The 24160-nt window shown below is 64.0% G+C and carries 29 protein-coding genes; 24 read left to right on the top strand and 5 right to left on the bottom strand.

The window, feature by feature from the left end:
• Positions 1–739: transposase (locus FPZ47_RS10605; RefSeq protein WP_210419873.1), on the top strand; the 739-nt coding region annotated here is incomplete at its 5' end.
• 227 nt (positions 740–966) lie between these two features.
• Here the strand turns inward: FPZ47_RS10605 and merB are convergent.
• The 3 genes from merB to merC are packed head-to-tail and all read right to left on the bottom strand — an operon-like array spanning position 967 to position 3542.
• Positions 967–1620 (bottom strand): organomercurial lyase MerB, encoded by a 654-nt coding sequence (merB, locus tag FPZ47_RS10600; protein WP_144950986.1) that lies wholly within the window; start codon positions 1618–1620, stop codon positions 967–969.
• A 51-nt stretch (positions 1621–1671) separates the two neighbouring features.
• A complete protein-coding gene (gene merA, locus FPZ47_RS10595; RefSeq protein WP_246859841.1) occupies positions 1672–3123 on the bottom strand; it encodes a mercury(II) reductase in 1452 nt (483 codons plus the stop codon).
• A gap of 5 nt (positions 3124–3128) precedes the next feature.
• The gene (gene merC, locus FPZ47_RS10590; protein WP_144950984.1) at positions 3129–3542 is read right to left on the bottom strand and encodes an organomercurial transporter MerC; all 414 of its coding nucleotides are present in this window, start codon (positions 3540–3542) and stop codon (positions 3129–3131) included.
• A gap of 123 nt (positions 3543–3665) precedes the next feature.
• Between merC and FPZ47_RS10585 the strand changes: the two genes are divergently transcribed.
• From FPZ47_RS10585 to FPZ47_RS10565, 5 genes are all read left to right on the top strand, one after another.
• Positions 3666–4055 (top strand): heavy metal-responsive transcriptional regulator, encoded by a 390-nt coding sequence (locus FPZ47_RS10585; RefSeq protein WP_144950982.1) that lies wholly within the window; start codon positions 3666–3668, stop codon positions 4053–4055.
• 303 nt (positions 4056–4358) lie between these two features.
• Positions 4359–6086, top strand: a complete 1728-nt coding sequence (locus FPZ47_RS10580) for a PEP-utilizing enzyme (protein ID WP_144950980.1) — start codon at positions 4359–4361, stop codon at positions 6084–6086.
• A 108-nt stretch (positions 6087–6194) separates the two neighbouring features.
• Positions 6195–6566 (top strand): 2Fe-2S iron-sulfur cluster-binding protein, encoded by a 372-nt coding sequence (locus FPZ47_RS10575; RefSeq protein ID WP_144950978.1) that lies wholly within the window; start codon positions 6195–6197, stop codon positions 6564–6566.
• A complete protein-coding gene (locus FPZ47_RS10570) occupies positions 6566–7480 on the top strand; it encodes a catechol 2,3-dioxygenase (protein ID WP_144950976.1) in 915 nt (304 codons plus the stop codon). Before FPZ47_RS10575 ends, FPZ47_RS10570 begins: the two co-directional genes overlap by 1 nt.
• A gap of 76 nt (positions 7481–7556) precedes the next feature.
• Positions 7557–7982 carry a GlcG/HbpS family heme-binding protein gene (locus FPZ47_RS10565; protein ID WP_144950974.1) on the top strand — a complete coding sequence of 142 codons (426 nt, stop codon included), beginning with the start codon at positions 7557–7559 and terminating at the stop codon, positions 7980–7982.
• 27 nt (positions 7983–8009) lie between these two features.
• Here the strand turns inward: FPZ47_RS10565 and FPZ47_RS10560 are convergent, their stop codons facing one another.
• Complete coding sequence (locus tag FPZ47_RS10560) at positions 8010–8729, bottom strand: type 1 glutamine amidotransferase domain-containing protein (protein WP_144951003.1); 720 nt, start codon at positions 8727–8729, stop codon at positions 8010–8012.
• Positions 8730–8944: 215 nt separating this feature from the next.
• Between FPZ47_RS10560 and FPZ47_RS10555 the strand changes: the two genes are divergently transcribed.
• Positions 8945–9382, top strand: coding sequence for a nitroreductase family deazaflavin-dependent oxidoreductase (locus FPZ47_RS10555; protein WP_144950972.1), 438 nt, complete (start codon positions 8945–8947; stop codon positions 9380–9382).
• A gap of 26 nt (positions 9383–9408) precedes the next feature.
• On the opposite strand, the gene FPZ47_RS10550 is transcribed toward FPZ47_RS10555, so the two are convergent.
• A complete protein-coding gene (locus tag FPZ47_RS10550; RefSeq protein ID WP_246133373.1) occupies positions 9409–10122 on the bottom strand; it encodes an IclR family transcriptional regulator in 714 nt (237 codons plus the stop codon).
• 172 nt (positions 10123–10294) lie between these two features.
• Here FPZ47_RS10550 and FPZ47_RS10545 point away from each other — a divergent pair, with 172 nt between their 5' ends.
• From FPZ47_RS10545 to FPZ47_RS10465, 17 genes are all read left to right on the top strand, one after another.
• On the top strand, positions 10295–11134 hold the full coding sequence (locus FPZ47_RS10545; protein WP_144950970.1) for a 2-keto-4-pentenoate hydratase: 840 nt from the start codon (positions 10295–10297) through the stop codon (positions 11132–11134).
• Complete coding sequence (locus FPZ47_RS10540; protein WP_144950968.1) at positions 11131–12039, top strand: acetaldehyde dehydrogenase (acetylating); 909 nt, start codon at positions 11131–11133, stop codon at positions 12037–12039. The genes FPZ47_RS10545 and FPZ47_RS10540 overlap by 4 nt, the downstream gene beginning before the upstream one ends.
• Positions 12039–13085: a 4-hydroxy-2-oxovalerate aldolase gene (gene dmpG / locus FPZ47_RS10535; RefSeq protein ID WP_144950966.1), complete on the top strand. Its 1047-nt coding sequence runs from the start codon at positions 12039–12041 to the stop codon at positions 13083–13085. Before FPZ47_RS10540 ends, dmpG begins: the two co-directional genes overlap by 1 nt.
• Complete coding sequence (locus tag FPZ47_RS10530) at positions 13082–13864, top strand: 2-keto-4-pentenoate hydratase (protein WP_144950964.1); 783 nt, start codon at positions 13082–13084, stop codon at positions 13862–13864. Before dmpG ends, FPZ47_RS10530 begins: the two co-directional genes overlap by 4 nt.
• Positions 13857–14078: a 2-hydroxymuconate tautomerase gene (locus FPZ47_RS10525; RefSeq protein ID WP_425461772.1), complete on the top strand. Its 222-nt coding sequence runs from the start codon at positions 13857–13859 to the stop codon at positions 14076–14078. Before FPZ47_RS10530 ends, FPZ47_RS10525 begins: the two co-directional genes overlap by 8 nt.
• Positions 14075–15514 carry an aldehyde dehydrogenase gene (locus FPZ47_RS10520; RefSeq protein WP_144950962.1) on the top strand — a complete coding sequence of 480 codons (1440 nt, stop codon included), beginning with the start codon at positions 14075–14077 and terminating at the stop codon, positions 15512–15514. Before FPZ47_RS10525 ends, FPZ47_RS10520 begins: the two co-directional genes overlap by 4 nt.
• Before the next feature lie 157 nt (positions 15515–15671).
• Positions 15672–16115, top strand: a complete 444-nt coding sequence (locus FPZ47_RS10515) for a hypothetical protein (RefSeq protein WP_144950960.1) — start codon at positions 15672–15674, stop codon at positions 16113–16115.
• Position 16116: 1 nt separating this feature from the next.
• Complete coding sequence (locus FPZ47_RS10510) at positions 16117–17124, top strand: ferritin family protein (protein ID WP_144950958.1); 1008 nt, start codon at positions 16117–16119, stop codon at positions 17122–17124.
• Positions 17121–17411, top strand: a complete 291-nt coding sequence (locus tag FPZ47_RS10505) for an MmoB/DmpM family protein (RefSeq protein WP_144950956.1) — start codon at positions 17121–17123, stop codon at positions 17409–17411. Before FPZ47_RS10510 ends, FPZ47_RS10505 begins: the two co-directional genes overlap by 4 nt.
• 45 nt (positions 17412–17456) lie before the next feature.
• Positions 17457–18980, top strand: coding sequence for a YHS domain-containing protein (locus tag FPZ47_RS10500; protein ID WP_144950954.1), 1524 nt, complete (start codon positions 17457–17459; stop codon positions 18978–18980).
• A gap of 5 nt (positions 18981–18985) precedes the next feature.
• Positions 18986–19318 (top strand): phenol hydroxylase subunit P4, encoded by a 333-nt coding sequence (locus FPZ47_RS10495; RefSeq protein ID WP_144950952.1) that lies wholly within the window; start codon positions 18986–18988, stop codon positions 19316–19318.
• Positions 19319–19359: 41 nt separating this feature from the next.
• A complete protein-coding gene (locus FPZ47_RS10490; RefSeq protein ID WP_144950950.1) occupies positions 19360–20415 on the top strand; it encodes an NADH:ubiquinone reductase (Na(+)-transporting) subunit F in 1056 nt (351 codons plus the stop codon).
• 160 nt (positions 20416–20575) lie between these two features.
• Complete coding sequence (locus FPZ47_RS10485; protein WP_246133372.1) at positions 20576–21391, top strand: IclR family transcriptional regulator; 816 nt, start codon at positions 20576–20578, stop codon at positions 21389–21391.
• 260 nt (positions 21392–21651) lie between these two features.
• Complete coding sequence (locus FPZ47_RS10480) at positions 21652–23166, top strand: aromatic/alkene/methane monooxygenase hydroxylase/oxygenase subunit alpha (RefSeq protein ID WP_144950948.1); 1515 nt, start codon at positions 21652–21654, stop codon at positions 23164–23166.
• A 33-nt stretch (positions 23167–23199) separates the two neighbouring features.
• Entirely contained in the window at positions 23200–23445 is a 246-nt protein-coding gene (locus FPZ47_RS10475; RefSeq protein ID WP_210419872.1) for a toluene-4-monooxygenase system B family protein, read from the top strand.
• The gene (locus FPZ47_RS10470) at positions 23445–23813 is read left to right on the top strand and encodes a Rieske 2Fe-2S domain-containing protein (RefSeq protein ID WP_144950946.1); all 369 of its coding nucleotides are present in this window, start codon (positions 23445–23447) and stop codon (positions 23811–23813) included. The genes FPZ47_RS10475 and FPZ47_RS10470 overlap by 1 nt, the downstream gene beginning before the upstream one ends.
• Before the next feature lie 16 nt (positions 23814–23829).
• A complete protein-coding gene (locus FPZ47_RS10465) occupies positions 23830–24135 on the top strand; it encodes an MmoB/DmpM family protein (RefSeq protein WP_425461771.1) in 306 nt (101 codons plus the stop codon).
• Positions 24136–24160 lie beyond the last annotated feature (25 nt).

Genomic DNA, 24160 nt, shown 5'->3' with positions numbered 1-24160 from the left:
CCGCAGTGGCTCACCAGCCAACGGAACAGTGGCTCACCCCACAGCGGAACACCGGCTCTCACCGAGCGTGATATCCATCGACTTTTTGACCGATCTGCGCGAGCGCGGCCTTGGCACTCCGCTGCTGGTCGTCTCTGATGGCGCCAGGGGCCTGATCGCGGCCATCGAACAGATCTATCCGAAAGCGTTGCGCCAGAGATGTCTTATTCATCGACTCCGCAACGTGCTCGCCAAGATTCCCACCGGGATGCAAGCCGAGGTCCGCGACGGCTACTGGGCCATCTTCGACACCACCGATCTGACGGTTGAACCCGGGCCTCGGCTGGTCGAGCTCGTGGACAAGCGGATCGAGGCGTTCGCCGCCAAATACGCCGACCTCTACCCGGCGGCGATGCGGATCCTGCTCACCGACAAAGCAGGGTTGACCGCCTATCTGCGGTTCCCGGTCGAACACCATGGGCGCGTTCGACATTCGAATTTTATTGAGCGCTCCTTTGGGGAGACCAAGCGACGGACCAAGGTCATCGGCCGATTCCCTGGCGCGACCAGCGCCATCAGCCTGGTGTGGGCCGTGCTCGACCGCGCATCGGCCGGTTGGCGCGGTCTGACCATGACACCGACCGGCACCCGCCTGCTGCAAGATCTACGCCGATCACTCCTGGAGCCACCCCGCAGACTGCAGCCACCGCAACGTCGAGCATCTGCCAGCCAAACAGATCCCGACGCCGCCACCGCGTAGTGGGACCTGCGCGTCGCGGCGTCGGTCCGTCTCAGTACGGGGATCGATATTCGTCACACCCGTGGTGCCAGGGATCGAGACATCGGCCGCAAACGGATGGGGCCTATCTGTTCGGGTCGTCGAATGTGCAGTCGCTTCGGCGGCTGGGGGCTGTGTTCGAGGTTGCGGTAGATCGACTTTCGGGATGCGCCGAGTCTCGGTGATCTGGTCACTCTTGGGGACGGCAACTATCGCAGGACGGCGGCCTGCGGCGCGTCTTGCGGTGACACGGTAGCAAGGAACGCGGTGGTCAGCTGCGCGGCGAGGTCGAAGGTGTCGGCGACCGGCATGACCTGGCCGCCCGGATTTGTCTCTTGCCAGGACTGGGCGTCATCGTCCGAGGTGAAAAAGTGCACCTGATTGCAGAATGCGGAGCGGATCTCGGTCATGTCGTCGGGGTTGACCAGCGACACCACCGCGGCGGCCGGCTCGACGTCGCGGACCCCGCGCGGGTCCGCGGTCAACCGGATTGGCTGCCTACTCGCCGGGGAGACCGACTCAACGTGAGCTTCCCGGTCCAGGATGAGCGGGAAGATCAAGGTGTCCAGGGCGCACCAGGTGTAGAGCTGCGCGCCGTCGAGGGTGAACCGGTGCGGGGTCGGGCGCAGGGTCAGCCCGTGGCCGACGATCCGGCCGTCGTCGTCGTATTCGGTGTCGGGGAGCTTCGCGAGCTGGGCGCGGGCCTGTTCGATGGTGCGGCCAGCCGCGGCGGCGAGGGTGGTCACGTCAACCGGGTCCCCCGACGCGAGCAGCCGCAGCAGCGGGACCAACAATGCCGAGTCCAGGCCGGACCCGTCGGGAACCGTCAATCGGTCGACGAGATCGGGAGTGTGGTCCGTCATCGCATCCTCCAATTCTCAAGTGGGTGTAGATCAAGTGGGTGTAGATGGTGTTTAGGAGGCGCAGCAGGACAGCTTGGAGACGTCGGTGGTGAAGGACTGGCAGGCGATCTTGATGCCTTCGGCCATGGTCAGATATGGGGCCCAGCTGTTGGCGACCTGCTGCACGGTCATACCGGTGGCAAGGATATAGACCCCGGCCGCGGCGAGCTCACCGGCGTCCTTGGCTACCGCGGTGATCCCGAGGATCCGTCCGGTGTCGGCGTCGGCGACCACCTTGACGAAGCCGCGGGTGTCACGGTTGACCAGCGCCCGCGGCACGTAGCGCAGGGGCAGCACCCGGCAGTCACAACGGATGCCGGCCGCGACGGCCAGTTCATCGGTCATCCCGACCGCGCCCAGCGCGGGGCTGGTGAACGTCACCCGGGGCAGCTGCGCGTAGTCGACCGACCGGTGCGCGCCGGTGAACGCATTGTCGACAACCATCGCGCCGTGCGAGGCCGCGACGTACACGAACTGGCGGTGCCCGGTGACATCCCCGGCAGCCCAGATCCGCGGGTTCGACGTCGCCAGCTGATCGGTGACCACAATCTGGCCGCCGTCCCCGGTCTTGACGCCCACCGCCTCAAGGTTGAGCCCCTCGGTGACCGGGGGGCGGCCCAGCGCCACCAGCAGCCGCTCGGCGGTGTACTCCTCCCGGACGCCGGCCACGGACACGGCCGCGACCACGCGCCCGGTGGCCGGATCGGTCGTCACCGAGTCAATGATTGCTCGACCGAGCACCCGGATGCCTTCGTCGGCGAACACGTTGAGCAGGGTCTGCGACGCCTCGGGCTCCTCGCGAGAGGCCAGCCGTGAGCGCACCAGCATGGTGACCGTGGCGCCCAGCCGGGCGAACAGCTGGGCCTGCTCCAAGGCGACATAGCCGCCGCCGAGCACCAGCAAGGTCTCGGGGATCTCCTTGAGTTCCATCGCCGTGGTCGAGGTCAGGTAGTCGACCCGGTCAAGGCCGTCGATCGCAGGACTGGCGGGCCGGGCGCCGGTCGCGACCAGGTAGTGCGCGGCCACCACGAGCCTGCTGTTGCCGTCTTCGGCCGTCACCCGCAGGACCGGAGCGTCCGGGGTGCCCTCGAACGAGGCCTGCCCGCGCAGCAGTGCCCAGCCGCAGTCCTCGGCGAGGTCGAGGTATTTCTCCGCGCGCAGCGTCTCGACGAGGGACCGCTTTCCCTTGACGAGGCCGGGCATATCCACCGGGTCGGCGCTCGTGCCGATCCCGGGGAATCGGCCCGAGTCGAGGGCCACGTGGCGGGCCTCGACGGCGGCCAGAAGTGCCTTAGACGGCACGCAGCCGGTGTTGACGCACGTCCCACCGACCGTGCCGCGCTCGATCATCGCCACCGACTTGCCCAGCGTCGAGGCGCGGATCGTGGCGGCGAACGCCGCTCCACCTGATCCGACCACGGCAAGATCGACCCTCGTCTGTCCCATTTGGCCCGTGGGTTTCATTGGCTTTATCCGTGTTTTGCGGGCAGTTCGCAGGATTCTGGCCCGCAACGGCGGCTGCTTGGCGAGACCAGGTCCCAGACCGCGAAGACGACCATGACCACCAGTCCCGCGTAGAGCACAACTCGCGCCGCACCCTGGACCAGGGCACCGCTCATGAACGAAGCCCACCCGATCAGAACGAGGATCGGACCAATCGTCCCCAGGGCGCTGCGATGCCATTGCCGATGGGTGAACCACCCCAGTCCGTTGGCGACCAGTACGAGCGCCGCAAACAGCGGCAAAACGTTGAGGAATAAGTGTTCCCACTGGGAGAGAAATCCCAGCCCGATGGCTGCCCCGATAGCGCCCACCGCGGGGAAACACATTGCGCAAGCCATGGTGGACACGACGGTGCCTGCGACGCCAACTTTGTCGGTCATACTGCGCACAAGCTGTTGCACTTGACTCTCCTGATCGCTTGGATAACCCGTTCGTTAGCGCCAGACTGGACCTTCCAGTACAGGTGAAGGTCAAGTCCCCGAACTAGACGGGAGGCACGGACGGTGCGAATCGGAGAGCTGGCCGATGCCGTCGGCACCACCACCAAAACCCTGCGTTTCTACGAAGAACATGGCCTACTCCCCGAAGCCGAACGCACGCCCTCCGGTTACCGCGACTACTCGCCCGAAGCCGTCACGAGGATTGACTTCATCCACCGAGGCAAGGCCGCTGGGCTCACGCTCGCCCAGATCCGCCAGATCCTCCTGATCCGCGACCGCGGTCAGGCTCCTTGTGAGCACGTCCGCGACCTTCTCGACACCCGACTTGCCGACCTCCATGAGCAGATCAGCAAGCTCGTCGCTCTTCACGACACGATTGCCCAATTACGCAACCAGGCAGCGACACCCGATCCCACCACCTGCACGGACGAGCAGGTTTGCCGATACCTGTAGGCCTGTTACGTGCGTTCGAGCACCGAATCTCAGCCCGGACCCCTCGCGGTGTGCTTTGAGCACCGCGAATTGAGGCACCGCTGACCTACAGCTTCTCCGATCCGTGGTACGAATCGATTCTCGATGAGCGCCCGCTATCCGCCGTGACATCATCCCCAGGGCACTTGCGAACGGGGCCCTGTTGCCCGAGTTCCCCCGCCCGTATGCTGACGGCGAAGCGAAGAACCGGGCTGTGCTTTTACACCGCCTTTCGGTGGACGCGACCATTAGATCCAGCGTGATCTGCGACCTGGGAGGCTCGTTGTGGTACTCATCGACGACTTCACCGATGGCTGGTACCCAGGATTCCAAGCGGAGTTCGGCCAGGCGGCCTGGGTCGTCGAACCGTTTAGGTTGTTCCATCGGCGAGACGAACAGCGGTTCTGGTTTTTGGATTTCCATTGGTCCCGAGGACTGACTCCGATGGGACTGGTTTGGATTGAGGATGGCTATGCATGGGGAAGCCAGTTGGCTGCGGAGAGGTTGCCTCTACCGGAAGGTCGCGGACTTGCGCAACGATTTGCCGGAACCCATGTCTATGCTGCAGCCATCGAAGTAACTGATGAATCGGAAATTGCGGAGCGCACGCGCCGCGTACAAGCCAGGTTGCCGAGATTTATTGACGATTTTGACAATATATGGACAACCCGGCGCTCCGAAATAGAAAGATGGTGGAAGTATTTTTCCCGGATCGATTTGTCAGCACTTTCGCTATCCGAATTGCGAACCTATCTGGTTCGAGCCAGACGGTTCCTCAAGCGCACAGGGGAAATCCATTTCCAATTAATGTATCCTCTACTACTCAATTACCTGAATTTTTACCACTCGTGCATCGATATGGGTATCGATCCGAGCCGTATCGGCAAATACTTGCAGGGTTATGACACAAAAATCATGGAAACCGATCGAGCGTTGTGGCATCTCGCCGAACAGGCACGCCAGGCCGGACTGGCGCATGTCTTCGCGGCACACGACGCGGATAACCTGCGAAATGCATTGTCGAAACATGGCGGACGTGCGTCCGCATGGTGCACCGAGTTCGACGACGTAATGCAGTTATACGGTCACCGCGCGGAGGGGGCATTCGACATCGCCCTGGCGTCATGGCTGGAGGATCCGACCCCGGCCCTGGCGATGATCAAGTCTTTCCTGAAGAAAGGTTCTGGCCCCGATCTGGTGGCCGCCCGACGACAAGCTGAAACGGAACGCGAAGCGGCCCTTGACGCCACCCGCTCCGCCCTGACACTGCAGGAACAGAGAGTGTTCGACACCGGACTGGCATCCTGTCAGGCAGCGAATTTCCCATGGTGGCAGGACGAACACAATTACTACATCGACCTACGAGCGGTGCTGCCGATGCGCTGGGCGTGCCTGCAGATAGCCGACCGATTGAGTGCTGACCTGTTCGACGACACGCTATTCCTGTTTTGGCCTGAGCTCATGGCAGTACTGGACGGAGTTAAACAGTACGATTCGTTTCGTGGCCTGGTGCAGCTTCGTCGCCAGTACTATGAGTACTGGTCGGGGCGCAGGGGTGAGATGCCGAAATTCCTCGGCAAATTACCCCAGGCAATTGCTGATCCAATCCTTCTCGAAGTGTTCGGAATCAACGAGGACTTCCTGCACGCAATGTGCGCGTCGCAGACTGACATTATTAAAGCGACCAAGACCATGCAGGGCATTCCGGCGTCGCAGGGTGTGGCCCGCGGGACTGCCCGAGTTCTGTTCACCGCGGATGAGCTGGACCGGGTCCGGCCCGGAGAGGTTTTGGTCTGTGAGTCGATCTCGCCGAACTGGACACCGGTCTTCGGGAAGATCGCAGCATGTGTCTGCGACAGCGGCGGCATGCTTTCGCATGCCGCGATCGTGGGTCGCGAGTATCGCATTCCTACGGTGACCGCCGCGGGTGTGGCGACGGTAGTTGTCCGTGATGGCGACGAGATCGAGGTAGATGGCACTACTGGGGTCGTGCGCGTGTACGGCTGCAGCTGAAACCGGCGGCGGTCCGAATCGGATAACAACGTCGCCGATCGGTCGGCGAGTGTTCCGTGATGAGGAACGTTTCGGTTACCGTGGCGGGGCCGCGATCATCATGGTGCAATGGCGCTGCTGCGGATTGAGCCCGCCGGCGTTGCGGTCTGCTCGCTTGACGGTGAACCGATCCTCACAGCGTTGGCGCGAAGCGGTCACACGCACCGCTTCGGGTGTCGGCGTGGCGGTTGTGGTGTCTGCAAGGTTGAGGTCGTCTCTGGTGCTGTCCGCTACCAGGCGCGGGTGGCTGATCAGGTACTGAGTCCAGCGGAACGGGCGGCCGGTGTCTGTCTGTCCTGCCGTGCTGTGCCGGAAGGCGACGTGGTGATCCGGCTGCGGGCCGGTGACCGATTGAGATGCGTAGCGCCGATGCTGGCAGCGTTGGCGTGCAAGACCAATAAGGACACCGATAAAGTCAAGGATAAGGAAGGAGAGCGTTAATGGGCGTGATGCGTCTGGGTTATATACATACCCGCGTGACCGATCTTGAAGCAGCCCGTTCGCACTACGTAGACACCCTGGGTATGCGTCCGGTGCACGAGGATGGTAACCGGCTTTATTTGAAAGCCTGGGACGAGTACGACCATCACTCGGTGGTGCTGGAGGCTGGCGGTGTTGGGCTGGTCAAACTCGGTTATAAGGTGGAGCGTTCAGCGGATCTGGAGATTTTCGAAAAGCGCGTGCAGGCGTTCGGATGTCTCACCGAACGGGTGAGCAAAGGGGACAACCTGGCGGTCGGTGATGGTGTGCGCGTGGTGCTGCCCAGCGAGCATGTGATCGAGTTGTACTCTGAGATGGAGTTCACCGGCACTGAGACCGGAATCCTCAACCCGGAAGTCATGCCCCGGCACCTGGTCGGTGTCGGAGTGCCGCGGATAGATCATGCGTTGATAACGACTGAAGATCCTGCGACGCTGGAGCGCTTGTTTGCTGAGTGTCTGGACTTTCGGCCCGCAGAGCGGGTGGTGACCACCCTCGGCGAGGACGCGGAGCTTCTTGGTTCATGGATGTTTTGCACGAATACACCGCACGACATCGCGTTCATCAAGGGACCTAACGGCAAGTTGCACCACTTCGCCTACTACCTGAATGGCTGGACGGACATTTTGCGGGCTGCGCAATTGTTCTCGATGGACGATGTTTCGGTGGATATCGGGCCGACACAGCACGGGATTACGCGCGGTGAGACGATCTACTTCTTCGACCCGGCGGGGAACCGCAACGAGGTATTCTCCGGCGGGTATCAGACCTACCCCGATTTCCCGACCATCACCTGGACGGCCGACCAGCTGGGTAAGGCCATCTTCTATGTCGATCGTGAGCTCAACGAACGTTTCACGACGGTGTTGACTTAGCCGATGCGGAAATGTCGTCGTCATGGGCAGATAGTGATGCGCCAGCCGAGGCTATGACGAGAGAGAAACTTGCGCGATGACCGACGATGTCCGGGCGTGTCTGTCATTGACCATGGCGGGTGCACGCCGAGTAATCGATGCTGCGGTCGGGCACGCCGATCGGATCGGTGTGCCGGTGTGTATGGCCGTGGTCGACCGGGCGGGATGCTTGTTGGCCTACTTGCGGATGGACGGTGCGCCGCTGCTGTCGGAGCAGCTGGCGCGGGACAAGGCCTACACCGTGGTGGGTTTCAACGGGCGGCCGACGCACGAGTGGTGGGAGGCGATCGCCGACGATGCACCTTTGCGCAACGGAATCGTGCACACCGACCATTTGGTGATCTTCGGCGGAGGTGTACCGATCCGGGTGTCGGGTGAAGTCGTCGGTGCTATCGGCATATCCGGCGGTTCCGCTGAGCAGGACCGTGAAATTGCCGAAGCCGGCATCGCCGCACTCGCCTGAGGACGGGGCGGTGCTGAGGCGGTGTGCTCAGGCCTGAGCGGAGGTCGCGAACTTGGCGACCAGCGCTTTCGCCAAGGGCAAGGAGGACGCCGGGTTCTGGCCGGTGTAGAGGTTGCCGTCCACGGTGACGCGCGGAGACCAGGGTGCGTCGCTTTCCTCGTATGCTCCGCCGTCGGCGGTGAGGCGGTCTTGGAGTAGCCAAGGTGCCTTGTCAGCGTATCCGACCTGCGCCTCCTCGGTGTCGCTGAAGCCGGTCACCTTACGTCCCTTGAACAGCCACGACCCGTCGGGGTTACGCGCGGGCAGCAACGCTGCCGGACCGTGACACACGGCCGCAACCGGCTTGTCCTGCGCGGTGAACTCGGCGAGTAGGGCGCCGAACTGCTCGGAAACTGCGAGATCCTCCATCGGCCCATGTCCACCGGGCACGAAAACAAAATCATAATCATCGGCCTTCACCTTGTTGAGGTCGGCCGGCGCGGCGAGCTGATCGGCGATATCTGCCAGGTAGGCGCGGAACCGCTCACCCGGCTCGCTTGAACCGCCATTCATCTCCGGAGTGAATCCAGCCTCGTCGGCAACCGGACGCACGCCCCCGGGTGTAGCGAGGGTGATGTCGAACCCGGCCTCGGTGAACACCTGGTGGGCGACCACCAGCTCTTCGGGCCAAAAACCGCAGGGATGCTTGGTGCCGTCGGCGAAGGTCCAATGATCCGATCCTGTAACCGCGAAAAGTACGCGTGTCATCCGATTACTCCGTTTCCTGCTCACACCGAATACCGCCAAGCTAAACCCATCCAGGCTTATGCACAAGGAGCAAGTCCGCGCATACCCGAGACCGGCTTAGGAAACGTAATCCCGCGTCTCGCAAGCCGAACGGTGAAGGCGCAGGCCCATCTTCGTCCCGGCATCGTTGTGGTCGGTGGATCTTCAACTCGCCGTGTGCCGTTAAGATTTACGGCATGCCTCTTTCAGGTGAGTACGCCCCTAGCCCGTTGGACTGGTCTCGCGAGCAGGCCGAGAAGTATATGGCCTCCGGCGGAACCGAGGGAACCGAAATGCAGGGCAAGCCGGTCGTTTTGCTGACCACGGTCGGCGCCAAGACCGGCAAACTGCGTAAAACCCCGCTGATGCGGGTCGAGCGTGACGGCCAGTACGCGATTGTGGCGTCGATGGGTGGAGCGCCCAAACATCCGGTCTGGTACTACAACCTCAAGAAGTACCCGCGAGTCGAGTTGCAGGACGGTCCGATCATCGGCGACTACGAGGCGCGCGAAGTGTTCGGCGAGGAGAAGGCGACCTGGTGGCGTCGCGCTGTCGAGGTTTGGCCGGACTACGCTGAGTACCAGACCAAAACCAACCGGCAGATTCCGGTGTTCGTGCTCACCCCGATGCGCTGAGCGCCCGACTGGGTTCGCTGCCCGCGTTACCGGGAAGTTGGCGAGAGGTCGCGGGAGAGAGCGAGCGCAGCGGTTCGAATGGCCGGTCCGATTCGGCGTACGTTGAGCAGCCCGGCCCATCCCGACACCGATAGTGCGCCGACGATAGCGCGGTCGGCGCCGGTGATTGGGCTTGCGGCGCACACCAATCCGGCTTGGGATTCCTCGTAGTCGTAGGCGATCCCGTTGGCCCGCACCAGTTTGAGGTTGCGTTGCAGGAGATTCGCCGCGGTGACCGTGCGCTCGGCCAAGCGTAAAAGCTCTGCGTGCAGCACCCTGTCGATAACATCGGATCCGGAGAACGCCAAGATGGCCTTGCCGACTGCGGTCGCGTGCGCGGGTAGCCGTCCGCCTATGCGTGAAGGCAGCGGTGGGGCATCGTGGCTGCGGAGAATTTCGACATAGACCACGTCGGTGCCGTCGAGAACGGCCAAGTGCACGGTCTGGCGGGTCGCTGCGCGCAAGTCGGCCATGTAGGGCAGCGCAGCGGTGCGCAGGTCGAGCTGCCGGGGAACGCGTTGACCAAGCTCGAATAGCCGCAATCCCAGCATGAATCCGTCGCTGCGGCGTTCTAGCAGACCATGCTGGATCAATTCGCCGGCCAAACGATGCACGGTTGACTTGGCCAGCCCAGTTCGGCGAGCGAGCTCGGAAGTTCCCAGCGATCGACGCTCGCCGTCGAAGGCGGCCAGGATTGCCATCGCGCGGGATAGGACCGACGGCGCGGATTCGTCATCGCCGTGCCGGCTAGTGGAACGCATGGCTTGCATTGTCACCCGCGGGCACGGCACGGTTCAAGTGCGGCAACAATCGTGTTCCGCGTTCGCGAACATTTCCGGTGCGTACAGGTTGGGCGTCGTAGTGTTCGGCGGTATGAAGGCAGGCGGCGATTACGTGAACCACCGTGGTGACACCACCAGCCGGGAGCGGGCGGAGGCGGTCGAATTATTGCTGACCGCATATCGCAGCGGCGAACCGATCGACCCGTTGAGCGAGCGCTTTCCGACACTGACCGTAGACGATGCGTATGCGATTCAGGTGGGTCAGGTTCAGCAATGGCAAGCCGACGGTGCGCTGATCAAAGGACATAAGGTCGGCTTGAGTTCGGCGGCGATGCAGCGCCAATTGGGGGTCGATCAGCCCGACTTCGGCCACCTCACCGACAAGATGTTTTTCCTGGAGTCGCAGCCGATCGATTCGTCGAGGTTCCTGGCGCCGAAGGTCGAGCCGGAAATCGCGTTCGTGCTCGGCAAGTCGCTGGCGGGGCCGGGAGTCACGGTTGCCGAGGCGATGGCCGCGGTGGCTTTCGTGACTCCGGCGCTGGAGATCATCGATTCGCGGATCCGGGACTGGAAGATCAAGCTGGTCGACACGATCGCCGACAACGCCTCCTCGGGTGGAGTTGTGTTGGGCAGCACCGCCACCGCGCTCTCGGAGGTAGATGTCCGGTTGATCGGTGGTGTGTTACACCGCAACGGGGAGCTGGCGGGCACTGGTGCCGGCGGCGCGGTGCTGGGGTCGCCGCTGAACGCGCTGGTGTGGTTGGCCAACATCCTCGGGCCGCGCGGGGTCATGCTGGAGGCCGGTCATGTGGTGCTGCCCGGCTCGATCATGGCGGCGATTCCGGTGGCCGCAGGAGATGTCGTGACGGCGGCGTTCGCCGGGCTGGGCTCGGTGACCGCCAAGTTCTCCAAGGAAGTTGGTATCCGATGACTGGCGAGGTGTCTCACAAAGCGACGGCGGCGATCGTCGGGCCCGGCAACATCGGAACCGACCTGCTGGCGAAGCTGCGTCGCAGCGACTACATTGACGTGCGCTACATGGTGGGCGTCGACCCGGCGTCGGACGGGCTGGCCCGAGCGGCCGCGTTGGGGGTGGAGGCCTCCGCGGGCGGCGTGGACTGGCTGCTCGCCCAGGATCCGCCGGACCTGGTGTTCGAGGCGACCAGCGCCAGGGCGCACGCGGCGAACGCCGTCCGGTACGCCGAGGCCGGTATCACGGCGATCGACCTCACCCCGGCCGCGGTGGGCCCGTTCGTGTGCCCGCCGGTGAACCTGCCTACCCACATCGACGCACCAAACATCAACATGATCACCTGTGGTGGGCAGGCCACCATCCCGATCGTGGCGGCGGTGTCGCGGGTGACACCGGTGGCGTACGCGGAGATCGTGGCCTCGATTGCCTCACGGTCGGCCGGGCCCGGCACGCGGGCCAACATCGACGAGTTCACCGAGACCACCGCCAAGGCGATCGAGGACGTCGGCGGCGCGGCTCGCGGCAAGGCGATCATCATCCTCAACCCGGCCGAGCCGCCGATGCTCATGCGCGACACGGTGTTTTGTGCGATCGATCCCGGTGCCGATCGCGACAAGATCACGGCGTCGATCGAGCAGATGGTCGCCGAGGTGCGCCACTACGTTCCCGGCTACACGTTGCGCGCCGACCCGCAGTTCGATGAACCTCGGGAAGGCTGGAACGGCCGGGCCCGGGTGGGCGTATTTCTCGAGGTACGCGGCAACGGCGACTACTTGCCGCCGTGGGCGGGCAACTTGGACATCATGACGGCCGCCGCCGCGCGAGTGGGCGAACTGCTAGCCAAGGCGAAAGTAGGGGTCTGATGAGCGAGCGGGACAGCAGCAAAGACATCGACGTCCGGATCACCGACACCACGCTGCGCGACGGCAGCCACGCGATGGCACACCGGTTTACCGAACAGCAGGTCCGTGATGTGGTGCGGGCGCTCGACAGTGCGGGCGTGCGGGTGATCGAAGTCAGCCATGGCGACGGGCTGGGCGGATCCAGCTTCAACTACGGCTTCTCCGGTGAGGATGAGATCAAGTTGGTGGCCGCGGCCGTCGACGAGGCGGAGAACGCGCGGATCGCGGTGTTGTTGTTGCCCGGTCTGGGTACGGTGGCCAATCTGCGTCAGGCCTGCGACGCCGGCGCCGCGGTGGCGCGTATTGCGACGCACTGCACCGAAGCCGACGTATCGCTCCAGCACTTCGGTGCCGCCCGTGACCTCGGGATGGAGACTGTCGGGTTCTTGATGCTGTCGCACATGATCGCACCTGAGGCGCTGGCCAAGCAGGCTCGGATCATGGTCGATGCCGGCTGTCAGTGCGTCTACGTGGTGGATTCGGCTGGCGCGTTGTTACCCGACGGCGCGCGGGCGCGGGTCGAAGCTTTGGTCGCCGAGATCGGTGGCCAGGCGCAGGTCGGCCTGCACGGCCATCAGAACCTGTGCCTGGGTGTGGCCAACTCGTTGGCCGCCGTGCAGGCCGGGGCCAAGCAGATCGACGGCACGCTCTGTGCGCTGGGCGCCGGCGCGGGCAACTCGCCCACCGAGGTGCTGGCGGCGGCGTTCGCCAAGATGGGTGTGCGCACCGGGTTGGACATGTCCGGGCTGCTGGCTGCCGCCGCGGACGTGGCGCTGCCGTTCATTCCGCGGCTGCCATGGGCTGAGCGCAACGCGATCGTGCAGGGCTACGCGGGTGTTTACTCGTCGTTTCTGCTGCACGCCGAACGCGCTGCGGAACGCTACGGGGTGCCCGCGCACGAGATCCTGCAGCGGGTGGGCGAAGCCGGCTACGTCGGAGGCCAGGAGGACATGATCATCGACATCGCGATCCAGTTGGCAGCCGACCGGGCAGGAGCGGTCGCGTGACCGAATGGGGTGTGGCCCGGGCGGCGTCGGTGCTGGCAGCTGCCGAGGCTCAGCGTATCGACCGCGGCCCGATCACCGCCGAGTGGCCCGAATTGGACCTCGAGACTGCCTACCAGGTGCAAGACGAGATTTTGTGCCGCAAGGTGGAATCCGGGGAGCACATCGTCGGGGTTAAGCTCGGGCTGACCTCACGGGCCAAGCAGCAGCGCATGGGAATCGATTCGCCGCTGACGGCGTGGCTGACCGACCGAATGGTGTTGCCCGCGGGCGCGCCACTGGTCGTCGGGCAGCTGATCCATCCGCGGGTCGAACCCGAGATCGTGTTCGTGCTCGGCGAGCGGCTCGCCGGGCCCGGCGTCACCGCGGCGCGGGCGATGGAGGCGGTATCGCACGTGTACGGCGGCTTGGAGATCATCGACAGCCGCTTCACCGATTTCAAGTTCACACTGCCCGATGTGGTGGCCGACAACGCGTCCTCGGCGTTGTTCGTCGTCGGGGGAGTGGCCCGCAAGCCCGAGGACTTGGACCTCGCGTTGGAAGCGTGCCTGCTCGCAGTTGATGGTGAAGTGGTCGACTCCGCCACCGGCGCCGCGGTGCAGGGTCATCCGGGGGAGGCGCTGGCGTTGGCGGCCAACGCCCTGGCCAAGCGCCGTCAGGCGTTGGAGCCGGGATGGGTGGTGCTGACCGGTGGCTTGACCGACGCCGTATTCGTCGAACCGGGCAGCCGGGTCAGCGCCGACTTTTCCACCCTGGGCTCGGTCACCTTGAGGTGTGAGTGACGTGCCGCTGGTGGAAATCACCCTCGTCGAGGGACGCCGTCCCGAGCAGATCCGGGCGCTGCTTGCCGAGGTGCACGCCGCGGTGCACCGGGCGATCGGGGCGCCGGAGGCGAGCATCCGCGTGGTGGTGCGCGAAGTCCCAGCCACGCACTGGTCGGCCGGTGGGGTGACCCTGGCGGAGCGCGCAGCCACAGCAAAGGAGACAAAACCGTGACGGAGTTTTTCGGGCATATCATCGACGGCGCGGAGGTCAAATCGGCGTCCGGTGCGACGTTTACGTCCATCGACCCCTACACCGGCCAGCAGTGGGCCGAGATCGCTTTGGGTGACGCCGCGGATGCTGCCCGCGCGGTGGCCGCGGCGCGGCGCGCCTTTGACGAAGGACCGTGGCCGCGGATGGGGTATGGCGCGCGAGGCCGGATCCTGAATCGGTTGGCCGACCTGATCGAGGCGCATGCCGATGAGCTCGGTATGGCCGACACCCGCGACATGGGCAAGCCGATCAGCCAATCGCGCGGCAATGACGTACCCCGCGCTGCGGCCAACTTCCGGTTCTTCGCCGACCATGCGCGGCTGGCTACGGCGGACGCGCTGCCCATGGACACGGGGCATCACGCCTACACGCGCTTCGAGCCGGCCGGGGTGGTAGCGGCCATTGCGCCGTGGAATTTCCCGCTCATGCTGGAGACCTGGAAAGTCGCACCGGCGCTGGCGTGGGGCAACACCGTGGTGCTCAAACCCGCTGAAGACACCCCCGTCTCGGCCACCATTCTGGGGCGGCTTGCGATCGAAGCCGGTATGCCACCCGGGGTGCTCAATGTGGTGCACGGCTACGGGCCCGACTCGGTGGGGCAGGCGCTCACCGAGGACCCCGATGTCGACCGAATCACCTTCACCGGCGAATCGGGCACCGGCCGGGCGATCGCGCGGGCGGCGGCGGGCAACCTGACCCCGGTGAGCTTAGAGCTCGGCGGTAAAGGCGCCAACGTGGTGTTCGCCGACGCAGACTTAGACACCGCCGTGGAATGGTCCATCAAGGCGATTTTCACCAACACCGGCCAGGTATGTCTGGCCGGGTCGCGGCTGTATGTGCAGCGCGACATCTACGACGAATTCGTCGGTCGGTTCACCACGGCGGCGCAGGCGATGGTAGTGGGCGATCCGAAGCAAGAGGCCACTCAGATCGGGCCGCTGGCTTCTGAGGAGCACTATCGCAAGGTGCGCGGCTATATTGAATCGATTGAGACCGAAGGCGGCACAATCGTCACGGGTGGCCTCGGTGAAGGCTGGGGTGTGCTGCCCACCATCGTGACCGGGCTGGGACAGCAGGCGCGCTGCAGCCGCGAGGAGATTTTCGGCCCGGTGGCAGTGGTGATGCCGTTCGACACCGAGGCCGACGCGATCCGGTTGGCCAACGACACCCGGTACGGCTTGAACGCGATGCTGTTCACCGAGAACGTGCACCGCGCCCACCGGGTGTCTGCGAAGCTGCGAGCCGGCACGGTGTGGGTGAACTGTTTTTTCATCCGCGATCTGCGCGCTCCGTTCGGCGGGGTCGGCGACTCCGGCATCGGGCGGGAGGGCGGCAACTTCAGCCGCGAGTTCTTCACCGAACCCAAGGCTGTGGTGATGCAGATTCAGGCGGGCTGAGCCCGAACCGACTATTGCGCCCGCGAGCCGACGACCTTCCGGTTCGCGGGCGGATTGCCATGTCGCTACCCTTCTGCGCCTGCACCTGTGCCGGGTGTCGTTCCGTCATTGGGAACACTGCTGGATCACGGTCGCCGGGGCGAGCACAGTGACTTACATGACCCCGTTCATGTCTGCCGTAGCGGCGGTGGTGGATGCACAAGCCGAGGCGGTCGCGCCCGCCACGGCTGAGGCGTTACCCAAGCCCGTGGGTGAGGGTGCCGATTATCAGGTCGCAGTCCGTTCGCTGGCCGAACAGTTGGTCAGCGAGGCCAACGCCGTGCTTGCCGCGCGCGGCGAGCGGATCGACCTGGTGGACGAGGCTGTCGACCGCCGGTTGTGCTTCACGTTGAGCTACCGTGACCGCCGCGCCGAGATGTCGATGGCCTTCGACGGCCGGCATGCCCAGGGTCGGCTTCTCTGCGACGGTGGCGTGCCGCTGCCGGGCGAGTTCACCGACACCCGTCATGAGCTCGCCGACCCGAAGGCGGTCGCCGATCTCATCCTGGCGTTGCTGTCCGGGCAACCGAGCTTTTCCCAACAGATTCCGGTGGAGGCGTGAGATGCAATACGAACTGCGAACTCAAGCGATTGACCCGCTGCGCGCGACCTTCACGCCATTGGTGCGGCGATACGGCGACAAGCCGGCCACCCGCTACCAGGAGGGCACGATCGACGTGCAGCCCGTGGAGAACTTCCACTACCGGCCACTGTGGGACTCGGAGCGTGAGATTTACGACGAGCGGTACTCGGCGTTGCGGCTGACTGATCCGTACTCGTTTACCGATCCCCGGCAGTACTACTACGCGCCCTACGTCACCGCGCGGAGCCAACTGTTCGACGCGTTCGCCAAGACGCTCGACTACGTCGAGAGCCGCAGTTTGCTGGCGAACTTGCCGGATGCATGGCGAGCGCTTGCGGTGAGCACGTTGCTGCCGTTGCGCCACTACGAGGGCGGTGCGCAATTGATCAGTTCGAACGGTGCCCGATTCGCCTACGGCACCAGCATCGAGCAATGCCTGTCGTTCGCCGCGTTCGACAGGATCGGCAACGCGCAGCTGTTGTCGCGGATCGGTCTCGCCCTCGCTGACGGCAGCGCCGAACTGCTTGACCAGGCGCGCGGGCGCTGGCTGGGCGACGAGCATCTGCAGCCCTTGCGGCGCTTTGCCGAGGAGCTGCTGGTCGAGCCGGACTGGGCGGTGGCCACCGTTGCGTGGGACGTTGCGGATCAGCTCATCTACCAGCTGGTGTATCAGCACCTGGACAAGCAGGCGTTGGTGTCCGGAGCGAGCGCGCTCAGCCTGCTCGGTCAACACCTCGGCGATTGGTTCGTGGACCACCGCAAGTGGCTGAACGCGCTGATCGCGGCGTGGCTGGCCGATGCCGAGCACGGCCCCGGCAACGCGCATGTCCTGCGGACAACCATCGATATCTGGTTGCCGAAGGCGACCGAGGCGGTCAGTGGACTCGCCCGGGCCGCAGACGAGGCCGCCGACGTCGGTGCGGTCGCCGCGGTAGAGCGCTTCGTTGAACAGCTTCGCGCCACGACGATCGAGGAGAAGATCGCATGACCGCCGCCGGTGTCCGCAAGGTCGGCGTCGACCTGCAGGAGAACAGCGAAGACAGCCGCCGCATCATCGAAGCGATCGAAGCGGACAACCCCGACTGCACCGTCACGCACTTTCCCGGCCTGATCAAGATCCAGGCTCCGGGCCAACTGGTCGTACGTCGGGAGACCATCGAAAAGCTGTTGAGCCGTCCTTGGGAGACCCACGAATTTCAGATGTCGATCGTCACCTATTACGGCAACATCCAGGAATGGGACGACGACGAGATCGTCATCGCCTGGGACCACTGAGCAGACCGTCGAAAAAGAACCATCGGGAAAAGGAAACAACGCAAAATGGCCAAGAAGCTCCCCATGAAGCAGCGCTACGCGGCGCTGACCCGCGACGTGCACTGGGACCCAACCTATGTCGACGCCGCCGCGGTCTTTCCGCATACCTCGTTCGAGGGCATCAAGATCCACGACTGGTCTAAGTGGGAGGACCCATTCCGGCTGACCGTCGACGCCTATCACAAGTACCAAGCGGAAAAGGACAAGCGGCTTTACGCGGTGCTGGACGGGTTCGCCCAGTCCCAGGGCCACCTGACGGTGGCAGATGCGCGCTACTTCAACGCGATGAAGTTGTTCCTGCAGGGCGTAACGCCGCTGGAATATCAAGCCCACCGGCATTTTGCCTACCTGTCCCGGCACCTCAACGGCGCCGGACCGCGATTCGCCGCACTATGTGAGTCGATCGACGAGCTGCGGCACACCCAAACCGAGATCCACGCGCTGTCGAACTACAACAAGTACTACCCCGGCTTTCACAACTGGAGCCAGATGCACGACCGGGTGTGGTATCTGTCGGTCCCCAAGTCGTTCTTCGACGATGCGCTGGCTGCCGGCCCGTTCGAGTTCCTCATCGCGATCGGGTTCTCCTTCGAGTACCTGCTGACCAACCTGCTGTTCGTGCCGTTCATGTCGGCGGCCAGCTTCAACGGGGATCTGCCGACGATGACCTTCGGGTTCTCCGCACAGAGCGACGAGAGTCGGCACATGACCTTCGGGCTGGAGTCCATCAAGTTCCTGCTCGAGCAGGACGAAGCCAATGTGCCGATCGTCCAGGGCTGGATCGACAAATGGTTCTGGCGGGCCTATCGAGTGACCGGGCTGGTCGCGGCGATGATGGACTACATGCTGCCGCGCAAGGTGATGAGCTGGAAAGAAGCGTTCGAGCTCTACTTCGAAGAGCAGATGATGGGCGGGTTGTTCCCCGACCTGGCCTTCTACGGCATCAATCCGCCCCGGCACGTCGAGCAGGCCATCGCCGAAAAGGATCTGCTGTCGCATCAGCTGTACTGGACGCTCTACCAATTCGGCTTCGCGGCCGGCTTCACCACCACCGTGCCCGAGCCCGCGGAGATGGACTGGCATTCGCAGCAGTACCCCGAAACGTTCGACAAGTACTACCGGCCACTGTGGAACAAGGCGCGGCGAATCCAGGAGTCCGGAGGCAGGTTCTTCTTCCAAGGACTGCCGCAACTGTGCCAGACCTGCCAGATTCCCATGACCTTGACCGAACCCGGCGACCCGACCACCATCGCCCAGCGGTCCAGCGTGTTCGACGGTGAGCGCTACAACTTCTGCTCCGACGGCTGCAAGTGGATCTTCGACCGGGAGCCGGAGAAATACCGCCAGGCCTGGCTGCCGGTGCACCAGATCTACCAGGGCAACTGCGGCGGCCCGACAGTGCCCGAAGTCTTGACCTGGTACGGCATGGAAGAGGGCGATAACGGCGAATATGTCGGCTCGGTGGAGCACCGCAACTGGCAGCGCTGGCATGCGCAGCTCAGTCAGCAGACCGCATCGGTGGGAGGCTGAGTGCCATGGCGGTCAAGGCCCTCTACGATTACTCCTACCCGTCACGCTCCCGGCAAGAGCTCTACGGCGACGACCAGCTGGTGAACGTCTGGTGGCAGAACAACCCCACGTTTTGCGCCGCCGCGTGCTTCCGTGCACCCAAGGCCCTGCCGTGGAAGGACTTCATCGAGCAGTTTGTCGAACCCTGGGCGGCATCCGATCCGGACTTTCGGCCCGGAAGCTACGCCGACTGGGCCGTCGATGGTAAGCCGTTGGACCCCCACGACGCCAGCTCGCTCGCCGAGCTCGGCGTGGGCCACAAAAGCGTGCTGTCGTTCCGTGCGCCAACGCGCTTGTGACGGTGCTGGTGGCACAAGGTTCGCAGAAGGGGTGACACTCGTTGACTGAGGCATACCGGATCACCGTCGAACCGCTGGGCACCGAGATCGAGTGCCGGGCCGACCAGCCGATTCTGGACGCCTGCTTGCGTGCGGGCATTTGGTTGCCGCATGCCTGCACTCACGGCACTTGCGGCACCTGCAAGGCGGAAGTGCTCGACGGCGAGGTGGACTTCGGCGCGGCGTCGTCGTTTGCGTTGATGGATTTCGAGCGCGACGAAGGCAAGGCGCTGCTCTGTGTGGCAACGCCCCGCTCCGATGTCACCATCGACGGCGACGTCGAGGTGGAGGAGGGCATCACCATGCATCCGGTGAGCGATTTCACCGGCACCGTGGTCGAGCTGTCCGACATCGCCGAGGAGACGCGCCGCCTGATCCTGGATCTCGACCATGACATCGCCTTCAACCCCGGGCAGTACGTCTCGATCCAGGTACCCGGCAGCGGGCAGACCCGCACCTATTCGATGGCCAACACGCCCGCCGAACCAGGCCGGCTCGAGTTGCACATCCGCCGGACGCCCGGCGGCCTCGCCAGCGATGGGTGGATTTTCAAAAACCTCGCCGCCGGGGACCAAGTCGCGCTGTCGGGGCCCTACGGCCGATTCTTTTTCCATGCATCGCGCCCCGAACCCATGATCATGGTCGCCGGCGGCACCGGGCTGGCGCCGATCAAGTCGATCGTGCGGCACGTGTTAGCGGAATCCGGCCAGCACGTCACCCTCTACGTGGGGGCGCGCACCGTTCGGCACCTCTACGACGAGGAATTCTTTCGCGAGCTGCAGGGTCGTCACCCGGACCGGTTCGTGTACCGGCCGTGCCTTTCCGAACAGGAGGCCGACGGCTACGCGTCGGGGATGGTGACCGACGTGCTCGAGGCCGGGCTGGCCACAGCCGCCGGGTGTGTGGCCTATGTATGTGGCCCACCGCCGATGGTCGACGCCACCCTGAAGACGCTCATGCGCAAGCGGCTTTTTCCGCGCGATATTTTCCGCGAGGACTTCTTCGATGCCCGCGACAAGGCCGCCGGAGGCGTGCGCAGCCCGCTGCTCAAGCGATGACTGCGAGCTTGGGCTGATTCGCGCGACCGATATCGATATCGCGACTGGTCGGACGCCATCGAATATTGCGCCGCGTCGTCGGGCCGTCGGCCACTTGCGGGGCACTCATTGGGTTGCCGTGCCACCCAGCGGAACGCATTTGTTGCTAAAGTCATAGCTAGTGGAGGACCGTGACAGCGATCACCATATTCTGTGGGCGGCGGGAGGTCCGTTGATCGAAAGCATGGCGACGCAGGTGAGCGGTTTGCAGTCGGTGTCGACGGCGCTGGACTTGCTGGACTGCTTCGTGTCGCAGGAGGAGTTGGGTGTATCCGACGTCGCCCGCCAGTTGGGCGTCGCCAAGAGCACCGCGCACCGGTTGCTGACAACGCTGTGCTCCCGCGGATTCGCCGAGCGCAATCCTGAGACTGGGCGGTACCGCTTGGGGCTGCACCTCTACGAACTGGGAACGCTGGCGATCAGCCGCTACAGCCTGCGTCGTACCGCGATGCCGTTACTGCATGAGTTGCAGGAGCTTAGCGGCTGCACCATCCATCTTGCGGTCGCAGACGGCGCCGAGGTGATCCAGCTGGAACGGTTGGAAAGTTCGCGGTGCACGCCGCTGTTCTCCGGGATAGCGCGCCGGCAACCGGTACACAGCACCGCCTGCGGCAAAGCAATCGCCGCGTTGGACCCGGCCTGCGCTACGGCGCGAATACGCGCGGGTTTTCCGGAATGCACACCGTCTACGGTCCGCACGGCCGGTGAATTCGAGCGCGAGCTAGCGAGCACTCGGCGACGAGGTTTTGCGCTCAACCACGACGAAACCCGACCGGGGCTGACTTCGGTTGGGGTGGCGGTACGTGACCACTCCGGTCGGGCGATCGCCGCGTTGTCGATTGTCGCGCCGACTGCGTACGCTGAACGTCACATCGAACGACACGCACGGCTCGCGATCCTCGTTGCCGGGAAGCTGACAAAGGCTGTCGGCGTTTAACGCCGAGAGAGTTCGCTGAAAGCCCAAAAGCTTAGTCGCGCTGCACTATTCAGTACACCGGTTATTCGGTGTAGTTCGCCAGCTGCCGCTCCGAGCCATCGGATGAACGCGCCTGCCAGGTTGACCAGGCGTGATGTTCCTCACCGTGGAACGAACGTCGACTCCCGCATCCGGCTGGCTGAGACTTCACCGTAGATCCGCTGCAAACGGACACGAGTCGAACCGGACCAAAATGACCGGTCTGAGGACAGGAGCAAGCTGTGCCTAACCTTCCCCGTTCCGCATGGTATGACCTCACCAGGGACATGAACTGGACGTTGTCCTACGTCAAAGAAGAAGAGGCGTGGCCGGTGGAACTGTCCAACGGCTTCGGGCTGCCGACCGAGGCGTGGTGGACCTGGGACGAGCCCTACAAGATCACCTACCCCGAGTACATGAACATCCAGCACGGTAAGGACACCGAGGTCTATGCGGTCAACGCCGCAGTGGCCCGCTCGAAGATGTTCGACGACCTCGACCCCGGTTGGAAATCGGCCATCGTCGAGCACTACGGGGCGATCGCCGTGCCCGAGTATTTGGCCAGCATCGGCGAGTCGCGGATGGGCCGCTTCGGCCGGGCGGCGGCGTGGCGCAACATGGCCACGTTTGGCACCTTGGATGAGATGCGCCACGGCCAGATCCAGACCTACATCCCTTACGGTTTGCTGGGCAAAGAGCCCCGGTTCGACTGGGCGCTGAAGACGGTGCACACCAACGAGTGGGGCGCGATCGCGGCGCGTAGCTTGTTCGATGACATGTTCACCGCCAACGACGCGGTGTCGACCGCGATCCAGTTGACGTTCACCTTCGAAACCGGGTTCACCAACTTGCAGTTTTTGGGCATGGCCGCCGACGCGATGAAGGTCGGTGACGTGAATTTCGGGTCGTTGATCTCCTCGATCCAGACTGATGAGGCCCGCCATGCCCAGCAGGGTGAGCCGACCATCAAGGTGCTCGTCGCCAATGGACGCAAAGACGTCGCACAAAAACTGGTGGATCACATGTTTTGGCGGTCGTGGCGCATTTTTGCGCTGTTGACCGGGTTGGCGATGGACTACTACACCCCGTTGGAGCAGCGCAGCCATTCGTTTAAGGAGTTCATGCAGGAGTGGATCTGCAAGCAGTTCCTCGACCAGTTCCGTGACTTCGGACTAGAAAAGCCGTGGTATTGGGACAGCATTTTCATCCCGGAGTTGGACTGGTACCACCACGCGTTGCACCTAGGCGTCTGGTATTGGCGCCCCACCGTGTGGTGGAATCCCGACGGCGGTGTCAGCCCGGAAGAGCGCGACTGGCTCGAAGAGAAATATCCCGGCTGGAACGCCAACTACGGCCGGCACTGGGACGTGATCACCGCCAATATCCGGGCCGGCAAACCGGAAGCCACCCTGCCCGAGACTTTGCCGATGGTCTGCAATATGTGCCACATCCCGGTGGTCAGCCCCGCCGGCTACAACGCCGGTGTGCTGACCAGCCCATTACCGAAGATCCTTGACCGTGACGGGCGCCGCTACACCTTCTGCTCCGAGCCTTGCCAGTGGGTCTTCGAGCAATCACCGGCACGGTTCCAGGGTCATCTCAACATCGTCGACCGGTTCCTCGCCGGCCACATCCAGCCCCCCACCGTGGAAGGCGCGGTCGCCTACATGGGTCTGTCTCTGGAGGAGCAGGGCCAAGACGCCACGAACTACGCCTGGGCATACGCGCAGCGGCCATTGGCCGTGGCCGCCGTGTAGGGCCGGATCGACGAGACGAAAGGAGGAACCGCGATGGCGCTGTTCCCGCTGCAAGCGATGTTCGACGGGGATTTCGTGGCATTGGTTGTCCCTGTTGATGATACCGATCCGATGAGCGTGGTCGCCGACAAGGTGGCTCACCATGCGGTGGGTCATCGGGTTCTGGCGCAGGACCGGCCGCTGACGGTTCGGCACAACGGTGCCACGCTGCCCGACGACATGATCCTGAGTAGCACCCAGATCACCCCGATGGACGTGATCCAGGTCGGATACGTGTGATGGCCGACGCACCGTTGAAGTGGGTCGAGGTCCCCGAAGCGCAGGATCTGTGGGAGGGCGACCTCGTCGACGCCGAGGTCGACGGCGAGCAGGTGCTGATCGTGCACCATTTGGACGGGTCATTCGCCGCCTATCAGGGGCTGTGCCCGCACCAGGAGGTGTTGCTAGCCGACGGGAAGTGGGATGAGGAGTCGGCGACCCTGGAGTGTTCAGGCCACGCCTGGCAGTTCGACATGAGATCGGGAGAGGGCATCAATCCTGCCGGGTGTCGCCTCTATCAATTCCCGGTGGAAGTCACCGACGGAATCGTTCGAATCGGGATACCACAGGACGAACTAGTTCACTACAACCGCTACCAGGAAGCGTAAGGGCGAGGCTATGACCGTGAGTGAGAACGTGAGCGAAAAACTGGTCGGCCCGGTGATCCGCGGATGGGATCCCGAAATCGTCGAGGCGGTGATCGCGGCGATCGAGACCGACAACCCGGATGCCGATGTGACGGTCGAAGACCAGGGCGGCTATGTCCGGATCAGTGTGCCGCACCGCTGTGTACTGACCCGGCGCAGCCTCGAAGACGAACTGGACCGCGAATTCCCGCTGGGCGATCTTGAGCCCGCGCTATCCGGGTTCGCCGGGCGGATCAAACAATCCGACGACCAATTCGTCTGGTACCTGGAAAGGCAGGACTGAAGCGATGACAACTACCCGAGGCCAT

Origin of the sequence: Mycobacterium helveticum (assembly GCF_007714205.1) — a bacterium.
Classification (GTDB): Bacteria; Actinomycetota; Actinomycetes; order Mycobacteriales; family Mycobacteriaceae; genus Mycobacterium; species Mycobacterium helveticum.
Note: the sequence above shows the minus strand (reverse complement) of the source record. Positions and strands in the feature narration are given on the sequence as shown.